Source organism: Loktanella sp. Alg231-35, assembly GCF_900143545.1.
In the GTDB taxonomy this organism is placed as follows: Bacteria; Pseudomonadota; Alphaproteobacteria; order Rhodobacterales; family Rhodobacteraceae; genus Yoonia.
On the sequence record NZ_FREV01000005.1, the window covers coordinates 132,492 to 151,768 of the forward strand.

The window sequence follows — 19,277 nt, forward strand, 5'->3', positions numbered from 1 at the left end:
CCATGATGGACGGCGATATCCGTGTGAACACTTACGATGATGGATCATCTGATGCGGCCACTGATGAGCAGCAGATCAGAAATTTCAACATCAACTTTGGACCGCAACACCCTGCAGCCCACGGTGTTTTGCGTCTGGTGCTAGAGCTGGACGGAGAGATTGTCGAACGCTGCGACCCCCACATCGGTTTGCTGCATCGCGGTACTGAAAAGCTGATGGAATCGCGCACCTATCTGCAAAACTTGCCGTATTTTGACCGGCTGGATTATGTGGCCCCGATGAATCAGGAACACGCCTGGTGTCTGGCCATTGAAAAGCTGACAGGCACGCAAGTGCCGCGCCGCGCGTCGCTGATCCGGGTTCTGTATTCCGAGATTGGCCGCGTGCTGAACCACCTGCTGAACGTCACAACCCAAGCAATGGACGTCGGCGCGCTGACACCACCGCTTTGGGGGTTTGAAGAACGTGAAAAGCTGATGGTGTTCTATGAACGTGCCTGTGGCGCGCGCCTGCACGCCGCATATTTCCGCCCCGGTGGTGTGCATCAGGACCTGCCGGATGAACTGATCGAGGATATCGATACATGGGCCGTTGAATTCCCCACGGTGCTGGCAGACATTGATGGGCTGCTGACGGAAAACCGCATTTTCAAACAGCGCAATGCGGATATTGGCATCGTAACCGAGGAAGACATTCAGGATTGGAGCTTCTCTGGCGTTATGGTCCGCGGGTCGGGCCTTGCCTGGGATCTGCGCCGCGCGCAGCCTTATGAATGCTACGACGAGTTTGAATTTCAGATCCCAGTGGGCAAAAACGGCGACTGCTATGACCGCTATCTCTGCCGCATGGAAGAGATGCGTCAGTCTGTCCACATCATCCGTCAGGCCTGCGAAAAACTGCGCCATGAAAAGGGTGATGTGATGGCGCGGGGCAAGATGGCCCCCCCGACACGGGGTGAAATGAAAACCTCGATGGAGGCGCTGATCCACCACTTTAAACTCTACACCGAAGGGTTCCACGTGCCCGAAGGCGAAGTTTATGCTGCGGTTGAGGCCCCCAAGGGCGAATTCGGCGTTTATCTGGTCGCCGACGGCACAAACCAGCCGTATCGCGCTAAGATCCGTGCGCCGGGCTTTCTTCACCTGCAGGCGATGGATTACATTTGCAAAGGCCACCAGCTGGCTGACGTGAGTGCGATCATCGGCACGATGGATGTTGTGTTTGGTGAGATCGACAGATGACCATGGGTGATATCCTGCTGGGACTGCTGATCGTGACGGGTTTTTTCGTCTCGGCGGCTGTTTCGCGGCTGTTTCGGCGCGGCATGACAGGGATCATCATTGGGGGTGTTGCCGGTCTGGCAGTGTCAGTTGCGATGCTGTTTTACGGGATGGAACAGTTGTTTCCGACGGCCCCCGATATGGTCAACGAGACGTCAAACTAAGTGCGAATGCACATGAATAGATAGCTTTGAGGAGACCGACCCAATGATCCGCGCAGCAACAATCCTACCCATTCTTGCCCTCACCGCCTGTGCCACAGCGGTGCCTGTTTCTGCCCCAACGCCAGATGTCGCTGCCCCTGTGACGCCCAACTCTGCCAAGGCCCGTTTTGTAGCCGCAGCAGAGGCCAACGGCTGTGTTGTGAACGAAGCAACTTCGCCTGCGATCCTTGCCGGGGCGACCCTTTCGGTCGAAGACCTTGCACGGATCATGACAGAGCTACGTGCCGAAGGGCTTGGTGAGATTGCAGCCGACGGGCGGTCCTTCCGCGTCACAACCGGAGCCTGCGCATAATGACATTGGGCTTGCCCGACCTTGTGCTTGTGTTAGTGATGGCCCCAATCCCATTGGGGTGATCCCTGCCGCTGTTTTCGCGCTGTCCACCACTGCTATGATGTTAACCGGAATAATGTAATGCTACGCCGCCTTTATCACGACCAGCCAGAAACCTTTGCTTTCACGCCTGATAATCTCAAATGGGCGCAGGCCCAGATGAAGAAATTCCCCGAGGGCCGTCAGGCCTCGGCGATTATCCCGATCCTGTGGCGTGCACAGGAACAAGAAGGCTGGCTGACACGCCCGGCAATTGAATATGTGGCTGCGATGCTTGATCTGGCATACATCCGTGCGCTTGAAGTGGCGTCGTTCTATTTCATGTTCCAACTGCAGCCCGTGGGCGCTGTGGCTCATATTCAGGTCTGCGGCACGTTGTCGTGCATGATCTGCGGGGCAGAGGATCTGATCGGTGTCTGCAAGGACAAGATTGCGGACAAGCCGCACGCATTGTCGGCTGATGGCAAGTTTTCATGGGAAGAGGTCGAATGCCTTGGGTCCTGTGCCAACGCGCCGATGGCACAGATTGGCAAGGACTATTACGAAGACCTCACCACCGAACGTCTGAGCGAGATTATCGACGAACTGGCCGCGGGCCGCGTCCCGACACCGGGCCCGCAGAACGGCCGCTTTGCCGCCGAACCGCTCAAAGGGCTGACCAGCCTGCGCGACTATGACAGCGGCAAAACCAAATATAACGCCAGCGCGCAGTTGGCGGCAGACATTGGTGATACGGTCAAGCGTATCGATGGCACCGAAGTGCCGTTCCTTGCCCCTTGGGTCAAAGATAGTGCAGCGACCAAGCCGAAGTCCAAGACGCCTGCAAAAGCCAAACCGGCAGCAAAAAAACCTGCCGCCGCCAAGCCAAAGGCGAAACCTGCCGCCGAAACGGCACCTGCTGCAGCAACCGAAAGCCAGCCTGAAACGCTCAAGACAGCACGGGCCGGTGGGGCGGATGATCTTAAGAAGATCAGCGGTGTTGGCCCCAAGCTGGAAGGCGTGCTGAATGATCTTGGGTTCTATCACTTTGATCAGATCGCCAAATGGACCACCGATGAAATCGCTTGGGTCGATAGCCGCCTGAAGTTCAAGGGCCGTATCGAACGCGACGATTGGATCGGGCAGGCGACGGCGCTGGCCAAAGCCTCCTAATTTGCTGAATTTCACGGCTTTTGCGGGAATCTCGGGGCGCGACCAGCCACCGGGCCAGTATTTCTTTACCCATTGCCTGTGTTTCGGGTAGAGGTATCTGGGATATACTTCTGGGGCGATGTGCAAAGGCATGTCGTCCGACGTCTGCAAGGCCGGAAAATCGGCTACATGAGGGAGAAAAATTGCGATGAAAGATACAGCACCAATCAGTTCGGGTATTCTGGCCGTTGCCGCCCTTTTCGGCGTTATCGCCTTAGGGGTGGCCTATTTTCTTTTTGGATATGGCTTCTTTGGATCATTCTTTATCGGCCTGATCGTCGCCATTATCGTTGCGATTGTATTGCTCCTTGGCCGACGTGAACCTCAGGCCGCTCCTGCGCCAAAGCCTGCTGAAGCGCCAAAACCAGCGCCTGCACCGGCGGCCGCAGCAGCAGCACCGGTTGCCGCTGCGCCTAAAGCTGAAGCTGCACCGGCGCCAAAGGCAGAACCTGCACCTGCGCCAAAAGCCGCAGCTGCACCAGCGCCCAAGCCGGAACCAGCACCCGCAGCTGCGGCTTCTGCTGATGGCACACCTGAATTCCTGAGCGAAGCGCGCGAGGGTGGCCCGGACGATCTCAAACAGATCAAAGGTGTTGGCCCCAAACTGGAAAAAACCCTGCACGGTATGGGCATCTACCACTTTGACCAGATCGCAAGCTGGGGCCCCAAGGAGCAATCCTGGATGGATGACAACCTTGCGGGCTTCAAAGGCCGTGCGTCTCGTGACGAATGGGTTTCGCAGGCAAAAACACTTGCCGCAGGTGGCAAAACCGAGTTTTCCAAGAAGGTCGACAAGGGCGGCGTTTACTAGAACAGGGCACCCACGATGGCCCAGCATGGACAAACAAACGAAGCCCGGGCAGGACAACGCGTCGCGTTGTTCATGGCCGGGGTTGGTGTTTTCTGGGTTCTGGTGACAATGATCGGGGCGGAATACGGCTGGTCAATGCGGACAAGGGCGTTTTTTGACCTTGCAGCGCTCGCCGGTTTCGGGTTTGCCCTGTGGCAGACATTTAGGCTCTGGCGTGCGCGTCAGGATGAGAAGGGCGATGAGTAATGCTCAAAGATGAGAACCGGATTTTCACCAACCTTTACGGGATGCATGACCGCACGCTGAAAGGCGCGCAGGCGCGAGGCCATTGGGATGGCACAGCAGGCATCATCAAAAAGGGCCGGGACTGGATCATCAACGAAATGAAGGCCTCTGGCCTGCGTGGCCGGGGCGGGGCCGGTTTTCCAACGGGCCTTAAGTGGTCGTTCATGCCTAAGGAAAGCGATGGGCGTCCGGCGTATCTGGTCGTTAACGCTGACGAATCTGAACCCGGTACATGCAAAGACCGCGAGATCATGCGCCACGATCCGCATACGCTGATCGAAGGATGCCTGATCGCGTCTTTCGCGATGAACGCCAATGCCTGCTACATCTACATTCGCGGCGAATACATCCGCGAGAAAGAGGCGCTGCAGGCGGCGATTGATGAATGCTATGAGGCGGGCCTCGTTGGTCCGAATGCCGCCAAATCCGGCTGGCCTTTCGATATCTACCTGACCCACGGCGCTGGCGCCTATATTTGCGGCGAAGAAACCGCACTGCTGGAAAGCCTTGAAGGCAAAAAGGGTATGCCGCGCATGAAGCCGCCTTTCCCTGCGGGTGCGGGCCTTTATGGGTGCCCAACAACGGTGAACAACGTGGAATCCATTGCTGTTGTACCGACCATTCTACGCCGTGGTGGCGACTGGTTTGCGGGCATGGGCCGTCCGAATAACGCAGGCACAAAGCTGTTTGCGATCTCGGGCCATGTGAACAACCCATGTGTCGTCGAAGAGGAAATGTCGATTTCCTTTGAAGAGCTGATTGAAAAGCACTGCGGCGGTATTCGCGGCGGCTGGGATAACCTCAAGGCGGTGATCCCCGGTGGATCATCCGTGCCTTGTGTGCGCGGCGAAAACATGCGCGATGCGGTGATGGATTTTGACGCGCTGAAGGAAAAAGGGTCTTCCCTTGGCACGGCTGCGGTGATCGTCATGGATAACTCCACCGATATGATCAAAGCGATCTGGCGTCTGTCTAAATTCTACAAGCACGAAAGCTGCGGCCAATGCACGCCTTGCCGTGAAGGCACCGGCTGGATGATGCGCGTTATGGCACGTTTGGTCGAAGGCAATGCATCTGTCGAAGAAATCGATATGCTGCTCGACGTGACAAAGCAGGTCGAAGGACATACGATTTGCGCATTGGGCGATGCGGCGGCTTGGCCGATCCAGGGGTTGATCAAGAATTTCCGGGACGAGATCGAGGACCGCATCAAAGACAAACGCATGGCGGGGATAGCAGCAGAATGAAAAAACTGGGATTGATGTTTGGCGCGGCTTTGACCTTGGCCGCATGTGCAACCGGTGGCGGACGGTCGTTTGACGATCCGTCGGTGCAAAAGCTCTTCACTCTGTCGACGCCGATGTATTACGCCAGCCAGAATCTGGCCAGCCAGGTGGCACAGGGCTGCGCCCGCTACAGCTATGACAGCGCGCTGGATGCGCAAATGAACGAAGCACGCAACGAGGTTGGGCGCGGTTCGCTGTCGGCCAACAGCCTGCGGCGCGCGATTGATCTGGAAACAGACGTCGCACAGCGCAGTTTTCAGGCCAAGCATGATGTTGTGCTTGGGTCAGATGATCTGTGTGCGGCAGGGGATGCGGAAACGCTGGAAGGCTCTGCGATCAGCGCCTTGCTGATCCCGGCCTAAGCGCCAGTAATGGCGTTTCGCAATGTTTTGGATGGGGCCGCGAGCTTTGGCGCGGCCCTTGTCACGTCTGCAATCTGCGGCGTGCCTGCCTGGTTTACGGTCGTGGCTGTCAGGGCGGGCCTTGCGCCGACGTGGGCCTATGGGGCAGCAGCTGCGATTGGCGTGGTTGGGTTGATCTTGACGGTCGCCTTCCTGCGTAAAGGTCTGGCCGGTGTGGCCCCCACGCGGCAGCGAAGACGGTAGCCATTCGGCGCTTGCGTGCAACACTCTAGGTTGTAAGGTGGCGACGAATCTGGGCCGAAAGACGGTCAAGTTGCTGTGGCTCCGAGGCTCACATAGATCATTGAAAGTGGATATTTTATGTCGCGTAAATTTGTTGGACCGGCCATTTTGGCCCTTGTAGTGGCTGCCGGTTGTGCCCCGGCGATTGCCCCGCGCGACACACCTGCAACGCTCAAAGACCTTTCCGCAAATACGGCATTGGCATTCGAAGCAGATTTCATCTGTGAGGATCTGACCGTTGATGAAGAAATGGTGGAGCGGCAAACAGAGGATGCTCTCGTTGAGATGATCAACGCAGGTTATTCTATGGCCCAGATTGATGCGATGTTTGTAGGGCTGGAACGTGATTTCGGTTGGCTCATACCCTATTCGGTCGGGTTCGAGCGCAAGCATAACATCGATATTGACGACGACGCCGAATTCTGCCGAGCGATGAGCGTCGAGCAGAGCTCGAATTCAGCGCTGGGTTTGATGCTCATCTAAGGGACACCTCGCGCTGAGCGACCGCCGGTGGGCGGAGATCGGATGGAAACGATGCATCTTGCCGAATTCAACTTTGGCACGTTGCGCTATCGTTGGGGTGATCCGCGGAGTACCGGATTCCAAAAACGCAGTTGAACAGGTCAATGCCCTTGGTGCGCGCAGCCCTGGCTTCGTTTGGCGTATGCCGGACGATGTGATGGAGGCAGTGCAGGAAGACCCGCACGGCCCATTGGCCGATCGGCCAAACACCGCCTCCACCTTGTCGGTCTGGGAAAAACTTGCGGCCCTTTACCAGTTTGTGGCCAAGACATTCCATTCCCGGATCATGAAAGGGGCGCCCGATTGGTTCGCACCCGACGACAGCGGTTATCTGGTTTGTTGGTGGGTGCCCGAGGGCACGCAGCCAACCGTGGCAGAAGGCATGGCCAAGTGGCACATGTTGCAGTCCGGCGGTGAACTCGAAAATCTGTTCTCTGCCAAACGCTTAAAGGCCCTTGCATTGGCCGAACCGGCATAAACACACCGATGACATTGCGCTGATATTGAATATCGCGTGCGAAATCGCAATGTCTGATCTGCAACCGGCAGCATCTGAACTGGCCGAGGCAGGAGAATGAGCAAATGAAAAGATTTCTGATATCGACAGCCCTGATGGCGGCGACCGTGATGGGCGCGGGCTATGCCTCTGCGCAAACAGAGCTAAGGGATGTCACCCGTGTCAGGGACGGGATTGTGCATGTCGGCATGGCTTATGAGTTATCCGAGCAATGCGGCGATCTTTCTGCGCGGCTGTTCCGAGGGCTCAGTTTTCTGCAATCGCTGAAAAACCATGCCCGCCAGTTGGGGTATTCTGATGCGGAGATTGACGCCTACATCGATGATAATGCTGAAAAAGATCGACTGGAAGCGTTAGCTCGCGCGCAACTGGAGCGCCTTGGCGTCGTGGAGGGCAATGAGGCCACCTATTGTGCTGCTGGCCGCCAACAAATCGAAGCGAACACCCGCGTCGGTTGGTTGCTGCGCTAAAGCCCGTCGATTAGCGCGTATTTCGCTGACTTTTTTCTCAATCTGACTGGCATCATGGCCCCAGCCGCGCTAAACCCGGTGCGACGCGCCTGACCCTTTGTGGCAACAGGCGTCACCGGGAATAAATAAGGCACGCCATGTCTGATCTACGCAAAGTCGTCATTGATGGAAATGAGGTCGAAGTTGACGGGGCCATGACCCTTATACAGGCCTGTGAAGAGGCGGGTGTCGAAATCCCGCGTTTTTGCTATCACGAACGGCTTACCATCGCTGGCAACTGCCGCATGTGTCTGGTTGAAGTCGTGGGCGGCCCGCCGAAACCTGCCGCCTCTTGTGCGATGCAGGTCCGTGATCTGCGCCCCGGTCCCGAAGGTCAGCCCCCCGTTGTCAAAACCAATTCGTCCATGGTCAAGAAGGCCCGCGAAGGCGTGATGGAATTCCTGCTGATCAACCACCCGCTTGATTGCCCTATCTGCGATCAGGGTGGCGAGTGTGATTTGCAGGATCAGGCAATGGCATACGGCGTCGATTTCAGCCGCTTCCGCGAGCCTAAGCGCGCGACCGATGATTTGGACCTAGGCCCGTTGGTCGAAACCCATATGACCCGCTGTATTTCCTGCACCCGCTGCGTGCGCTTCACCACAGAGGTCGCGGGCATTCACCAGATGGGCCAAACGGGCCGCGGCGAAGATGCGGAAATCACCAGCTATCTGGGTGAAACGCTCGATTCGAATATGCAGGGCAACATCATTGATTTGTGTCCCGTTGGCGCGCTGGTGTCCAAACCCTATGCATTTACCGCCCGCCCTTGGGAACTGACCAAGACAGAATCAATCGATGTGATGGACGCCCTTGGCGCCAACATCCGTGTTGATACCAAAGGCCGCGAAGTCATGCGCTTTTTGCCGCGTAACCATGACGGCGTGAATGAGGAATGGATTTCCGACAAGACACGTTTTGTGTGGGACGGTCTGCGCAAGCAGCGCCTAGATACGCCTTACATTCGCGAGAACGGCAAGCTGCGCAAAGCAAGCTGGCCCGAAGCGCTCTCGGCTGCGGCGGTTGCGATGAAGGGCAAGAAGGTTGCCGGTTTGGTCGGTGATCTGGCCCCGGTAGAGGCGGCATTTGCCCTCAAACAACTGATCGAAGGGCAGGGCGGCAACGTCGAATGCCGTACCGATGGGGCGAAACTGCCGATTGGCAATCGCTCAGCCTACGTTGGCACTGCCTCCATCGAAGATATCGATGATGCCAAACGCATCCTGCTGATTGGAACAAACCTACGCACCGAAGCGCCGGTATTGAATTCGCGTGTCAGACGCGCCTGGAGTAACGGCGCTGATGTTGCCCTGCTGGGCGAAGCTGTTGATTTGACGTTTGACTACTACCACCTCGGGACCGACCGGACAGCGCTTGCAAATCTGGTCGATGACAAAGGCTTGTCCGATGGTGCAGAGACGCCCGGTATTGTCGTGGTTGGCCAAGGTGCCTTGAATGAGGCTGATGGCGAAGCCGTTCTTGCTTTGGCCATGAAGGTTGCAGAGCTTGGCAATTCCAAACTGTTGGTGCTGCATACTGCCGCTGGTCGCGTTGGTGCGATGGATGTGGGTGCTGTGACGACAGGCGGGCTTGAGGCCGCTTTGGACGGGGCAGAGGTCGTCTATAACCTTGGGGCGGACGAAGTTGACGTCGCTAAAGGTGCTTTTGTCATCTACCAAGGCAGCCATGGTGACCGGGGCGCGCATCGCGCCGATATCATCCTGCCAGCTGCGGCCTATACCGAAGAAAACGGGCTGTTCGTGAACACCGAAGGCCGCCCGCAATTGGCGCTGCGCGCCAGCTTCCCTCCGGGTGAGGCCAAGGAAAACTGGGCGATCCTGCGGGCGCTCTCGGCCGAACTGGATGCGACGCTGCCGTTTGACAGCATGGCGCAGCTGCGTCAGGCACTGGTTGCGGCACACCAGCATCTGGGCCGCATCGATGAGGTGGCCGAGAACGCATGGCAGCCGCTGCCCGTCAAGAAACCGGGCAAGGCTGATTTCCGCAACGCGGTCACTGATTTCTACCTGACGAACCCCATCGCACGCGCCTCCAGCCTGATGGCTGAACTCAGCGCGAACGCAAAGGCACGTAAATCCGCGCCACTGGCTGCGGAATAAGGACGACGACAATGGTTGAATTCTTTACCAACACCAACCTTGGCATCGTTCTGCTGATCCTTGGGCAGTGTTTACTGGTGCTGATCCCGCTGCTGGTGGCGTTGGCGTTCCTGATGTACGCTGACCGCAAGATCTGGGCCGCCGTGCAGATGCGCAAAGGGCCCAATATTGTTGGTGCGTTCGGCCTGTTGCAAAGCTTTGCTGATTTCCTGAAATACATCGTCAAAGAAATCGTTGTGCCCGCTGGCGCGGACAAAGCTGTCTTCTTTCTCGCTCCGATGATTGCCTTTGTCTTGGCGGTGATCTCGTGGTCGGTGATCCCGTTCAACGATGGCTGGGTGCTGTCGGATATCAACGTGGCGATCCTGTTTATCTTGGCCGTTGGCTCTCTCGAAGTTTACGGCGTGATCATGGGTGGTTGGGCGTCGAACTCTAAATACCCATTCCTTGGCTCGCTGCGGTCTGCCGCGCAGATGATTTCTTATGAAGTCTCTATCGGGTTGATCATCATCGGTGTGATTATCTCGACCGGATCAATGAATTTTGGGGCGATTGTGGCCGCGCAAGATGGCAACGCGGGCTTGTTCAACTGGTATTGGGTCGCGCATTTCCCGATGCTGTTCCTGTTCTTCGTCAGCGCCTTGGCGGAAACCAACCGCCCACCGTTCGATCTGCCCGAGGCAGAATCAGAACTGGTTGCGGGCTATCAGGTTGAATATTCATCCACCCCGTTCCTGCTGTTCATGATTGGCGAATTGATGGCCGTGGTGCTGATGTGCGCGCTGATCTCGCTGTTGTTCTTCGGTGGCTGGCTGTCGCCCATTCCGGGCCTGCCAGACGGCATCCTGTGGATGATCCTCAAGATGGCCGCCTGCTTCTTTGTCTTCTCGATGGTCAAGGCGATCACGCCGCGCTACCGCTATGACCAGCTGATGCGGATCGGCTGGAAAGTGTTCTTGCCGATGTCATTGGCTTGGGTGGTGTTGGTGTCGTTTCTGGCGAAATATGAGGTTCTGGGGGGCTTTTGGGCCCGCTGGGCAGTGGGGGCGTAATGCGCGATACAGCCGCTCATCCAAAGCTTTGGCTTGCGTATTTCCTTACCTTGCTCACAGGGCAATTAGGATTGTACAACCTCTATATAAAACGGGGTGGCTCTGCGATTGTCATGAGCGGTTCAATCATATTCGCGTTCGCGATTTGGCTTGCTGCTCCATCTCAAATCACATTTTTTGTTGTGCTGGCGGTTTCTTTAGCACTCACCGTGATTTGGGTCATTGATCTGATTCGAATGAAGAGCCTTGTTGCGTCCGCCCGTCAAACCACTGACTTAAATTCGGGAGCATCTTGAATGACCCAAATCGACTATAACCGCGCCGCGAAATACTTCCTTTTGCAGGACGTCTGGCAAGGCTTTCGTCTAGGGTTGAAGTATTTCTTCTCTCCGAAGGCCACGCTGAACTACCCGCATGAAAAGGGGCCGCTTTCCCCGCGTTTCCGTGGCGAACACGCCCTGCGCCGTTATCCCAACGGCGAAGAACGCTGCATTGCCTGTAAGCTGTGCGAGGCTGTCTGCCCGGCCCAAGCTATCACCATCGACGCGGAACCACGCGATGATGGGTCGCGCCGCACGACCCGCTATGACATCGACATGACCAAATGCATCTATTGCGGTTTCTGCCAAGAGGCCTGCCCCGTTGATGCCATCGTCGAAGGTCCGAATTTCGAATTCAGCACCGAAACGCGCGAAGAACTGTACTACGACAAGGAAAAACTGTTGGAAAACGGTGACCGCTGGGAATCTGAAATTGCGCGCAACCTCGAACTGGACGCGCCTTACAGATGAGTGATCAGAACCCCTTTGAAGCGATGATGAAGATGTCCCAGGATTGGGCCAAATCGATGAATGTCGATATGGATGCCTTCACACCCAAAGGGTTTGAAAACCTGTGGCCCACGATGCCCGCCGAGACGATGGAGATGTTCTTTGGCAAAGGGGCCAATCCAGACGGCCTTGATGCCAAAACGCGCCTGTATCTGACCCTTGCGGGTCTTACCGTGTTGGGTGCGCAGGCCGAGGCGCAGATCAGGCTGACCGTCCGCCATTTGGTGGAAGCAGGGGCCACGAAACAAGAAATCGCCGAAGCGATTGCCCAGATGGGCATGTTCGCAGGCGTCCCGGCCATGACCAAAGCGATGGAACTGGCCACCGAAGTCTTAGAAAAGGACGACAACGCATGAGTGTTTTCGCGTTCACATTTTACCTTTTTGCCGTGACGACCGTTGCGGGTGGCCTGATGACCGTTGTCAGCCGTAACCCGGTGCATTCGGTGCTTTGGCTAATCCTTGCGTTTCTGTCGTCAGCCGGGTTGTTCGTGACCTTGGGCGCGGAATTCGTCGCGATGCTGCTGATCATCGTCTACGTGGGCGCCGTTGCGGTGCTGTTCCTCTTTGTGGTCATGATGCTGGACGTGGATTTTGCCGAGTTGAAGGCGGAAATGACGAAATATCTGCCCTTGGCGCTGCTGATTGGCGTGGTGATCTTGATGCAACTGGCGTTGGCCCTTGGCGTCTGGGGCTACTCGGACGGTGTTGAAGGCCGGATCGCGGCCCCTGCTGGTGAACTGGAAAACACCCGCGCGCTGGGTTTGCTGATCTATGACAAATACATTCTGCTGTTCCAACTGGCGGGTCTGATCCTGCTGGTCGCTATGATCGGGGCGATTGTGCTGACGCTGCGCCACCGCGTCGACATCAAGCGCCAGAACGTGCTGGCGCAGATGTACCGTGACCCAGCCAAGGCAATGGAACTCAAGGACGTGAAACCGGGGCAGGGGCTGTAAACTTGCGCAACCTCGCCATCATATCAACCGTTGCGATGCTGATCGCGGGACAGGCCAGCGCCCTGACCCTCGCCGATTGCACCCGCACGACCCACATCAGCCATGGCGGTCAGGCCGATCATGTTGATCTGGGCGAGGGCCGTGTGATGTGGCGCGATTGGTGGAGCCAGGAAGGCACCGCAACGGCGTTTGTTCTGGCTGAATGCGCCACGGGTCAGACGCTGAGCTTGCTTGCCGCGGAAGAGAACATGGGCCGTCGCAATGCCTTTGACCGTACCGATGACGCGCTCGCCGTGCTGGAACGCCACCAATCGGGTGCGCGCGTCTTTGCCACGTTTGAGCGGATCGCGGCGGACCTGAACAATATCGCCCGTGATGTGGAAATCGCGACGCTTGCGACGGAAAACTGCGCCTGTGGTGCTGCTTATCCAGAGCTGCGTGGTGAGAAGACGGAATTTATGCTGGCCGGGTAACGGCGGGCGAACGAACAAAGACCGGGGCCAAAGCCCCAGAGGGACGAATGAATGATCGGACTTGAACATTATCTCACGGTGGCCGCCGCGCTGTTTGTGATCGGCATTTTCGGGCTGTTCCTGAACCGTAAAAACGTGATCATCCTGCTGATGAGCATCGAATTGATGCTGCTGGCGGTGAACATCAACCTTGTCGCCTTCTCCAGCTATCTGGGTGATCTGGTGGGGCAGGTGTTTACCCTGTTTGTGCTGACGGTCGCTGCCGCCGAGGCCGCGATTGGCCTTGCGATCCTTGTTTGTTTCTTCCGCAACCGCGGGACCATCGACGTTGAAGACGTCAACGTGATGAAGGGCTAATTCAATGGAAACCATCATCCTTTTTGCCCCGCTGGTGGGTGCCATCCTTTGCGGATTTGGCTGGAAACTGATCGGTGAAACCGCGGCCCAATGGACCGCGACGAGCCTTCTTTTCCTGGCTGCGATCCTGTCTTGGGTTGTGTTCCTGACGCTTGATCCGTCTGCCCATCCCAACGGCACATACACCGTCAACATCCTGCGCTGGATCGAAAGCGGCACGCTGTCCACTGATTGGGCCATTCGCATGGACCGTCTGACCGCGATCATGCTGATTGTGATCAACACCGTGTCCGCGCTCGTCCACCTGTATTCCTTCGGTTACATGGCCCATGACGAGAACTTCAAAGAAGGCGAAAGCTATCGCCCGCGCTTCTTTGCATATCTGTCGTTCTTTACCTTCGCGATGCTGATGCTGGTGACAGCCGACAACCTTGTACAAATGTTCTTTGGCTGGGAAGGCGTGGGCGTCGCGTCCTACCTGTTGATCGGTTTCTACTACCGCAAACCAAGCGCTGGGGCTGCCGCGATCAAGGCGTTTGTCGTCAACCGCGTCGGTGACTTTGGTTTCGCGCTGGGTATTTTTGCGCTTTATTACGTGACCGATAGCATCCGCTTTGAGGATATCTTTGCCGCGATCCCTGACCTGCAGGATCACACGATGACTTTCGCATGGCGCGAGTGGAACACCTTGAACCTGATCGCCTTCCTGCTGTTTATCGGTGCAATGGGTAAATCGGCGCAGCTTTTCCTGCACACATGGTTGCCCGACGCGATGGAAGGCCCAACACCTGTGTCGGCGCTGATCCACGCGGCAACCATGGTCACAGCCGGCGTTTTCCTTGTCTGCCGCATGTCGCCGTTGATGGAATATGCCGAGGCAACCACGAATTTCATCGTCTTCCTCGGCGCGACTACCGCGTTCTTTGCCGCCACCGTTGGTCTGGTCCAGAACGATATCAAGCGCGTCATTGCATATTCTACCTGTTCGCAGCTGGGCTATATGTTCGTGGCTGCGGGCCTTGGTGTTTATTCGGTCGCGATGTTCCACCTTCTGACACACGCGTTCTTTAAGGCGATGTTGTTCCTTGGGGCCGGGTCCGTCATTCACGCGATGCATCACGAGCAGGACATGCGGAACTATGGCGGGTTGCGCCATAAGATCCCCAAGACGTTCTGGATGATGATGATCGGTACGCTCGCCATCACAGGCGTCGGCATCCCGCTGCTTTATATCGGTTTCCCGATTGGTTTCGCGGGCTTTGTATCAAAAGACGCCATCATCGAGAGCGCCTATGCAGGCACCGCTGGCGGCTACGCCTTCTGGATGCTGGTGATTGCCGCGCTCATGACCAGTTTCTACAGCTGGCGCCTGATGTTCCTGACCTTCTACGGCACCCCACGCGGCGACGCCCACACGCATGAGCACGCGCATGAAGCGCCAAATTCAATGCTGGTCCCGCTCTACATTCTTGCTGTTGGGGCGGTTCTCTCGGGCATGGTCTGGTACGGGTCGTTCTTTGGGTCCAACGATAAGGTCGGCAAGTTCTTTGGTGTGCCTTACGCGGAAGCGTCCCATGGCGATGATCACGCGGCCGAGGACAGCCACGGCGATGATCACGCTGACGCAGGTGATCACGGCAAGCAAGAGGGCGGCCACGGCAAAGCTCACTACAACCTTGTTGGCGCACCGGGCGAGGGGGCTATTCACAACAGCCCTGACAATCATGTGCTGAATGACGCCCATGAAGTCCCTGTCTGGGTCAAACTGTCGCCATTCGTGGCGATGCTCGCTGGTTTTGCTTTGGCATATCAGATGTATATTCGTCGCCCCGAGTGGCCCGCAAAACTGGCCGAACAGCAAGCGCCGCTGTACCAGTTCCTGCTGAACAAATGGTACTTTGACGAGATCTACGATTTCTTGATCGTGCGCCCGGCATTCGCCTTGGGCCGCATCCTGTGGAAGCAGGGGGATACCAAAACAATCGACGGCGGCATCAACGGCCTGGCCATGGGCATCGTGCCCTTCCTGACACGGCTCGCTGGCCGTGCGCAGTCGGGCTACATCTTTAGCTATGTCTTCGCGATGGTCATTGGCATCGCGGTTCTACTTACCTGGATGACGCTGTTTGGGGGAGCGAACTAATGGGCAATATTCTCTCACTCACCACGTTCCTGCCTTTGTTGGGCGCTGTCATTCTAGCGCTTTTCCTGCGCGGCGATGATGAGGCGGCACAACGCAATGCCAAATGGGTGGCGCTGGTCACGACCATTGTGACCTTCATCTGTTCGCTGTTTATCCTGACGAATTTCAACCCTGCCGACACCGGTTTCCAGATGGTGGAAACCCGCGATTGGTTGTTGGGTTTGCAGTACAAGATGGGCGTCGATGGCATTTCGATCCTCTTTGTGATGCTGACCACTTTCCTGATGCCACTGGTGATCGCGTCCTGCTGGGATGTGAAAACGCGGGTGAAGGAATACATGATCGCGTTCCTGATCCTTGAAACACTGATGTTGGGCGTCTTCCTTGCCCTTGATCTGGTGCTGTTCTACCTGTTCTTCGAGGCCGGTCTGATCCCGATGTTCCTGATCATCGGCATCTGGGGCGGCAAGAACCGGATTTACGCGTCCTTCAAGTTCTTCCTTTACACCTTCCTAGGTTCTGTCCTGATGCTGGTGGCGATGGTCGCGATGTTTTCTGCCGCCGGCACAACGGACATCCCGACATTGATGAACTTCACTTTCAAGACTGAAAACTTCAGCATCCTCGGTGTGCAAATCATCGGTGGAATGCAGACGCTCCTGTGGCTTGCATTCTTCGCCAGCTTTGCCGTCAAAATGCCGATGTGGCCGGTCCACACGTGGTTGCCTGACGCCCACGTCCAAGCGCCAACGGCTGGGTCCGTGGTGCTGGCGGCGATCCTGCTCAAAATGGGCGGCTATGGCTTTCTGCGCTTCAGCTTGCCGATGTTCCCTGTCGGGTCCGAGGTTATGGGGCCGTTGGTGCTGACGCTATCTGCTATCGCGATTGTCTATACGTCGTTGGTCGCGTTGGTGCAGGAAGATATGAAAAAGCTGATTGCTTATTCCTCCGTGGCCCACATGGGCTATGTCACGATGGGTATCTTTGCGGTGAACCAGCAAGGCATTGACGGTGCGATTTTCCAGATGATCAGCCACGGCTTTATCTCTGGTGCTTTGTTCCTGTGTGTCGGCGTGATCTACGACCGGATGCACACACGCGAGATTGACGCTTATGGCGGCCTCGTGAACCGGATGCCCGCCTATGCGCTGATCTTCATGTTCTTCACGATGGCGAACGTCGGCCTGCCGGGAACATCGGGCTTTGTCGGTGAATTCTTGGTGCTGATGGGCATTTTCCAGGTGAACACATGGATCGCCGTCTTCGCGACCTCCGGTGTGATCCTGTCGGCGGCCTATGCACTGTGGCTTTACCGCCGGGTTGTGTTCGGCGACCTGATCAAGGAAAGCCTGAAAACGATTACAGACATGGGCACGCGCGAGCGGGTGATCTTTGCGCCATTGGTTGCGATGACCCTGCTGTTGGGCGCCTATCCCGCCCTTGTCCTCGACATTATCGGCCCAAGTGTGAACGCATTGGTCGGCAACTATGAAACGGCGTTGGCGACCTTTGAGGCCGCCACGCAGTTTGCTTCGAATTAAGGAAAGCCCGTTATGATTGGCGCTGATATCCAAATCCTAATGCCTGAGGTCGTGCTGGCGGTTTACGCCATGGGCGCATTGATGGCGGCAGTTTACACGACGAAAGACGGCATGGCGCCGTTGCTCACTTGGGCGACGTCGGGTCTGTTTGTTCTGCTGGCGGTCTGGATTGGGATCAACGGGCAGGGAACGAACGCGGCCTTTGGCGGCATGTTCGTCGATGACGGTTTCGCGCGGTTTGCCAAGATCACGATTCTGGTGTCTGCCGCAGCGGTCCTGTTGATGTCAGAAAGCTATATGCAACAACGCGGGTTGTTGCGGTTTGAATATCCTATCCTCGTTGCTTTGGCCGTTGTCGGCATGATGGTAATGGTCAGCGCGGGCGACCTTATGGCGCTCTATATGGGGCTCGAATTGCAATCCCTCGCGCTTTACGTGGTTGCATCACTGCGTCGCGATAGCGTGAAATCCACCGAAGCTGGCCTCAAGTATTTCGTTCTTGGCGCGCTCTCCTCTGGCTTGCTGCTTTATGGTGCATCGCTGACCTACGGCTTTGCTGGCACGACGCTCTTTGCGGGCATCATCGAAGCAACAGCGCATGAGCCTTCCTTGGGTCTGCTCTTTGGTCTTGTTTTCTTGATTGCGGGCTTTGCGTTCAAAGTCTCTGCCGCGCCTTTCCACATGTGGACGCCGGACGTCTACGAAGGTTCACCCACGCCAGTCACGGCCTTTTTTGCAACGGCGCCAAAGGTTGCTGCGATGGCGCTTTTCGCCCGCGTTGTGCATGACGCTTTCGGCGGGATCGTCGGCGATTGGCAACAGATTGTGGCCTTCCTGTCGGTCGTTTCCATGTTCCTTGGGGCGATTGCTGCCATTGGGCAGAAAGACATCAAACGCCTGATGGCCTATTCCTCGATCGCGCATATGGGCTTTGCCCTGATGGGTCTGGCCGCTGGTACGGCCTTTGGTGTGCAGGCGATGCTGATCTACATGGCCATCTATGTGACGATGAACATCGGGACCTTTGCCTTTATTCTCTCGATGGAGCGTGACGGGCGGCCTGTGACAAACATCGACAGCCTCAAGATGTATTCCAAACAACAGCCTTTGCGCGCTCTGGCGATGCTGATCCTGCTGTTCAGCCTTGCTGGTGTGCCACCCATGGTTGGCTTTTTTGGCAAATTCTACGTGTTGCGCGCGGCATATGATGGCGGGCTGGCCTGGCTGGCCGTGGCTGGTGTGATCGCATCGGTGATTGGCGCCTTTTATTACCTGCGCATCGTCTACTTCATGTACTTCGGTGAAGAAGGTGAGCACCTTGATGGTAAGATCAACCCCGTGCTTTGGGCATTCCTGATGGGGTCTGCCGCAGTAATGTTGCTGGGTGTTGTGAACCTTTTCGGGATCGAGCCCGCAGCAGCGGCAGCGGCAGCAACGCTTGTCAACTGACGCTTCAGGACATGGGCCGTGGCCGGAAGGCTACGACTGCGTCGTGCTGGATACAATTGATAACACGATGGCAGAGGCCGCACGACGTGCGCGCGATATTGAACGCCCCACATGGATCATGGCGAAAACCCAGACGGCGGCGCGCGGCAGGCGCGGGCGCAAATGGGTGGTGCCGCCGGGTAACCTGAACGCCACGTTGATTTTCCGGCCAGAGGCGACGGCGATGGAAGCCTCAAAACGATCCTTCCTTGCGGCCAATGCCCTATTTCAGGCGCTGGCGATTTATGTTCCTGCTGAGAAACTGTCGCTGAAATGGCCCAATGATGTGCTTCTCTCAGGCGGAAAAGTTGCGGGTATCCTGCTGGAAAGCGGCGGGCAGGGGCCTTTCGTTGATTGGCTCTCTATCGGGATTGGCGTCAACCTGCGGCACACGCCCGAAGGGGTAACAGACGCAAGTTTCGCACCAACCAGTCTGGCGGCGGCAAGGGGCGATGACGTTTCCCCCAAAGATTTCCTTTCAACCCTTGCTGATGCCTACGCCACGCAAGAGGCCAAACTGCTGCGCCTCGGTTTTGACCGCATCCGCGACGATTGGATGGCCCATGCCGCTCGGCTCGGCGAGGTCATCACCGCCCATACCGGGCGCGAGGACATCACCGGCATTTTCGACAGTATCGACCGTGACGGCAACCTCGTCCTGATCACCGGCACGGGCCCGCGCGCGATCCCGGCGGCAGACGTGTTTTTCTGATAG

Annotated in this window: 24 protein-coding genes; all 24 read left to right on the forward strand. The window is 57.0% G+C overall.

Features of this window, described 5'->3' with window-relative positions:
• Positions 1-2: 2 nt before the first annotated feature.
• The 24 genes from DHN10_RS13360 to DHN10_RS13475 all read left to right on the forward strand — a co-directional run bounded on the left by DHN10_RS13360 (position 3) and on the right by DHN10_RS13475 (position 19,274).
• The gene (locus tag DHN10_RS13360) at positions 3-1,241 is read left to right on the forward strand and encodes an NADH-quinone oxidoreductase subunit D (protein ID WP_108815847.1); all 1,239 of its coding nucleotides are present in this window, start codon (positions 3-5) and stop codon (positions 1,239-1,241) included.
• Positions 1,238-1,444, forward strand: a complete 207-nt coding sequence (locus tag DHN10_RS13365; RefSeq protein ID WP_108815848.1) for a hypothetical protein — start codon at positions 1,238-1,240, stop codon at positions 1,442-1,444. Before DHN10_RS13360 ends, DHN10_RS13365 begins: the two co-directional genes overlap by 4 nt.
• Before the next feature lie 43 nt (positions 1,445-1,487).
• Complete coding sequence (locus DHN10_RS13370) at positions 1,488-1,796, forward strand: hypothetical protein (protein ID WP_108815849.1); 309 nt, start codon at positions 1,488-1,490, stop codon at positions 1,794-1,796.
• A 120-nt stretch (positions 1,797-1,916) separates the two neighbouring features.
• Positions 1,917-2,987: an NADH-quinone oxidoreductase subunit NuoE gene (gene nuoE / locus DHN10_RS13375; protein ID WP_108815850.1), complete on the forward strand. Its 1,071-nt coding sequence runs from the start codon at positions 1,917-1,919 to the stop codon at positions 2,985-2,987.
• Between the two features lie 187 nt (positions 2,988-3,174).
• On the forward strand, positions 3,175-3,837 hold the full coding sequence (locus DHN10_RS13380) for an NADH:ubiquinone oxidoreductase (RefSeq protein ID WP_108815851.1): 663 nt from the start codon (positions 3,175-3,177) through the stop codon (positions 3,835-3,837).
• 15 nt (positions 3,838-3,852) lie between these two features.
• Entirely contained in the window at positions 3,853-4,083 is a 231-nt protein-coding gene (locus tag DHN10_RS13385; protein WP_108815852.1) for a DUF5337 domain-containing protein, read from the forward strand.
• The gene (gene nuoF, locus DHN10_RS13390; RefSeq protein ID WP_108815853.1) at positions 4,083-5,369 is read left to right on the forward strand and encodes an NADH-quinone oxidoreductase subunit NuoF; all 1,287 of its coding nucleotides are present in this window, start codon (positions 4,083-4,085) and stop codon (positions 5,367-5,369) included. The genes DHN10_RS13385 and nuoF overlap by 1 nt, the downstream gene beginning before the upstream one ends.
• A complete protein-coding gene (locus tag DHN10_RS13395; protein WP_108815854.1) occupies positions 5,366-5,770 on the forward strand; it encodes a hypothetical protein in 405 nt (134 codons plus the stop codon). Before nuoF ends, DHN10_RS13395 begins: the two co-directional genes overlap by 4 nt.
• A gap of 9 nt (positions 5,771-5,779) precedes the next feature.
• Complete coding sequence (locus tag DHN10_RS13400; protein ID WP_108815855.1) at positions 5,780-6,013, forward strand: hypothetical protein; 234 nt, start codon at positions 5,780-5,782, stop codon at positions 6,011-6,013.
• A 117-nt stretch (positions 6,014-6,130) separates the two neighbouring features.
• Positions 6,131-6,535 (forward strand): hypothetical protein, encoded by a 405-nt coding sequence (locus DHN10_RS13405; RefSeq protein ID WP_108815856.1) that lies wholly within the window; start codon positions 6,131-6,133, stop codon positions 6,533-6,535.
• Positions 6,536-6,608: 73 nt separating this feature from the next.
• Complete coding sequence (locus DHN10_RS13410) at positions 6,609-7,052, forward strand: DUF3291 domain-containing protein (protein ID WP_159087000.1); 444 nt, start codon at positions 6,609-6,611, stop codon at positions 7,050-7,052.
• 104 nt (positions 7,053-7,156) lie between these two features.
• Positions 7,157-7,561, forward strand: coding sequence for a DUF5333 domain-containing protein (locus DHN10_RS13415; protein ID WP_108815858.1), 405 nt, complete (start codon positions 7,157-7,159; stop codon positions 7,559-7,561).
• Between the two features lie 137 nt (positions 7,562-7,698).
• Positions 7,699-9,720 carry an NADH-quinone oxidoreductase subunit NuoG gene (gene nuoG / locus DHN10_RS13420; RefSeq protein WP_108815859.1) on the forward strand — a complete coding sequence of 674 codons (2,022 nt, stop codon included), beginning with the start codon at positions 7,699-7,701 and terminating at the stop codon, positions 9,718-9,720.
• 11 nt (positions 9,721-9,731) lie between these two features.
• The gene (nuoH, locus tag DHN10_RS13425; RefSeq protein WP_108815860.1) at positions 9,732-10,772 is read left to right on the forward strand and encodes an NADH-quinone oxidoreductase subunit NuoH; all 1,041 of its coding nucleotides are present in this window, start codon (positions 9,732-9,734) and stop codon (positions 10,770-10,772) included.
• Positions 10,772-11,068, forward strand: a complete 297-nt coding sequence (locus tag DHN10_RS13430; protein WP_108815861.1) for a hypothetical protein — start codon at positions 10,772-10,774, stop codon at positions 11,066-11,068. The genes nuoH and DHN10_RS13430 overlap by 1 nt, the downstream gene beginning before the upstream one ends.
• Entirely contained in the window at positions 11,069-11,563 is a 495-nt protein-coding gene (nuoI, locus tag DHN10_RS13435) for an NADH-quinone oxidoreductase subunit NuoI (protein ID WP_108815862.1), read from the forward strand.
• On the forward strand, positions 11,560-11,958 hold the full coding sequence (locus DHN10_RS13440) for a carboxymuconolactone decarboxylase family protein (protein ID WP_108815863.1): 399 nt from the start codon (positions 11,560-11,562) through the stop codon (positions 11,956-11,958). The genes nuoI and DHN10_RS13440 overlap by 4 nt, the downstream gene beginning before the upstream one ends.
• Complete coding sequence (locus tag DHN10_RS13445; protein WP_108815864.1) at positions 11,955-12,560, forward strand: NADH-quinone oxidoreductase subunit J; 606 nt, start codon at positions 11,955-11,957, stop codon at positions 12,558-12,560. Before DHN10_RS13440 ends, DHN10_RS13445 begins: the two co-directional genes overlap by 4 nt.
• A gap of 35 nt (positions 12,561-12,595) precedes the next feature.
• Positions 12,596-13,033: a hypothetical protein gene (locus tag DHN10_RS13450; protein WP_234417129.1), complete on the forward strand. Its 438-nt coding sequence runs from the start codon at positions 12,596-12,598 to the stop codon at positions 13,031-13,033.
• 51 nt (positions 13,034-13,084) lie between these two features.
• On the forward strand, positions 13,085-13,390 hold the full coding sequence (gene nuoK, locus DHN10_RS13455; RefSeq protein WP_008235370.1) for an NADH-quinone oxidoreductase subunit NuoK: 306 nt from the start codon (positions 13,085-13,087) through the stop codon (positions 13,388-13,390).
• A 4-nt stretch (positions 13,391-13,394) separates the two neighbouring features.
• Entirely contained in the window at positions 13,395-15,533 is a 2,139-nt protein-coding gene (nuoL, locus tag DHN10_RS13460; RefSeq protein ID WP_108815866.1) for an NADH-quinone oxidoreductase subunit L, read from the forward strand.
• The gene (locus DHN10_RS13465; protein ID WP_108815867.1) at positions 15,533-17,074 is read left to right on the forward strand and encodes an NADH-quinone oxidoreductase subunit M; all 1,542 of its coding nucleotides are present in this window, start codon (positions 15,533-15,535) and stop codon (positions 17,072-17,074) included. Before nuoL ends, DHN10_RS13465 begins: the two co-directional genes overlap by 1 nt.
• 12 nt (positions 17,075-17,086) lie before the next feature.
• Positions 17,087-18,523 carry an NADH-quinone oxidoreductase subunit NuoN gene (nuoN, locus tag DHN10_RS13470; RefSeq protein ID WP_108815868.1) on the forward strand — a complete coding sequence of 479 codons (1,437 nt, stop codon included), beginning with the start codon at positions 17,087-17,089 and terminating at the stop codon, positions 18,521-18,523.
• Complete coding sequence (locus DHN10_RS13475) at positions 18,513-19,274, forward strand: biotin--[acetyl-CoA-carboxylase] ligase (protein ID WP_108815869.1); 762 nt, start codon at positions 18,513-18,515, stop codon at positions 19,272-19,274. Before nuoN ends, DHN10_RS13475 begins: the two co-directional genes overlap by 11 nt.
• The last annotated feature ends 3 nt before the right edge of the window (positions 19,275-19,277 follow it).

Bases quoted from the DNA above. Each gene is read 5' to 3' on its own strand.
- DHN10_RS13360 (WP_108815847.1), top strand. From the start codon at position 3: ATGATGGACGGCGATATCCGTGTGAACACTTACGATGATGGATCATCT.
- DHN10_RS13365 (WP_108815848.1), top strand. From the start codon at position 1,238: ATGACCATGGGTGATATCCTGCTGGGACTGCTGATCGTGACGGGTTTT.
- DHN10_RS13370 (WP_108815849.1), top strand. From the start codon at position 1,488: ATGATCCGCGCAGCAACAATCCTACCCATTCTTGCCCTCACCGCCTGT.
- nuoE (WP_108815850.1), top strand. From the start codon at position 1,917: ATGCTACGCCGCCTTTATCACGACCAGCCAGAAACCTTTGCTTTCACG.
- DHN10_RS13380 (WP_108815851.1), top strand. From the start codon at position 3,175: ATGAAAGATACAGCACCAATCAGTTCGGGTATTCTGGCCGTTGCCGCC.
- DHN10_RS13385 (WP_108815852.1), top strand. From the start codon at position 3,853: ATGGCCCAGCATGGACAAACAAACGAAGCCCGGGCAGGACAACGCGTC.
- nuoF (WP_108815853.1), top strand. From the start codon at position 4,083: ATGCTCAAAGATGAGAACCGGATTTTCACCAACCTTTACGGGATGCAT.
- DHN10_RS13395 (WP_108815854.1), top strand. From the start codon at position 5,366: ATGAAAAAACTGGGATTGATGTTTGGCGCGGCTTTGACCTTGGCCGCA.
- DHN10_RS13400 (WP_108815855.1), top strand. From the start codon at position 5,780: ATGGCGTTTCGCAATGTTTTGGATGGGGCCGCGAGCTTTGGCGCGGCC.
- DHN10_RS13405 (WP_108815856.1), top strand. From the start codon at position 6,131: ATGTCGCGTAAATTTGTTGGACCGGCCATTTTGGCCCTTGTAGTGGCT.
- DHN10_RS13415 (WP_108815858.1), top strand. From the start codon at position 7,157: ATGAAAAGATTTCTGATATCGACAGCCCTGATGGCGGCGACCGTGATG.
- nuoG (WP_108815859.1), top strand. From the start codon at position 7,699: ATGTCTGATCTACGCAAAGTCGTCATTGATGGAAATGAGGTCGAAGTT.
- nuoH (WP_108815860.1), top strand. From the start codon at position 9,732: ATGGTTGAATTCTTTACCAACACCAACCTTGGCATCGTTCTGCTGATC.
- DHN10_RS13430 (WP_108815861.1), top strand. From the start codon at position 10,772: ATGCGCGATACAGCCGCTCATCCAAAGCTTTGGCTTGCGTATTTCCTT.
- nuoI (WP_108815862.1), top strand. From the start codon at position 11,069: ATGACCCAAATCGACTATAACCGCGCCGCGAAATACTTCCTTTTGCAG.
- DHN10_RS13440 (WP_108815863.1), top strand. From the start codon at position 11,560: ATGAGTGATCAGAACCCCTTTGAAGCGATGATGAAGATGTCCCAGGAT.
- DHN10_RS13445 (WP_108815864.1), top strand. From the start codon at position 11,955: ATGAGTGTTTTCGCGTTCACATTTTACCTTTTTGCCGTGACGACCGTT.
- DHN10_RS13450 (WP_234417129.1), top strand. From the start codon at position 12,596: ATGCTGATCGCGGGACAGGCCAGCGCCCTGACCCTCGCCGATTGCACC.
- nuoK (WP_008235370.1), top strand. From the start codon at position 13,085: ATGATCGGACTTGAACATTATCTCACGGTGGCCGCCGCGCTGTTTGTG.
- nuoL (WP_108815866.1), top strand. From the start codon at position 13,395: ATGGAAACCATCATCCTTTTTGCCCCGCTGGTGGGTGCCATCCTTTGC.
- DHN10_RS13465 (WP_108815867.1), top strand. From the start codon at position 15,533: ATGGGCAATATTCTCTCACTCACCACGTTCCTGCCTTTGTTGGGCGCT.
- nuoN (WP_108815868.1), top strand. From the start codon at position 17,087: ATGATTGGCGCTGATATCCAAATCCTAATGCCTGAGGTCGTGCTGGCG.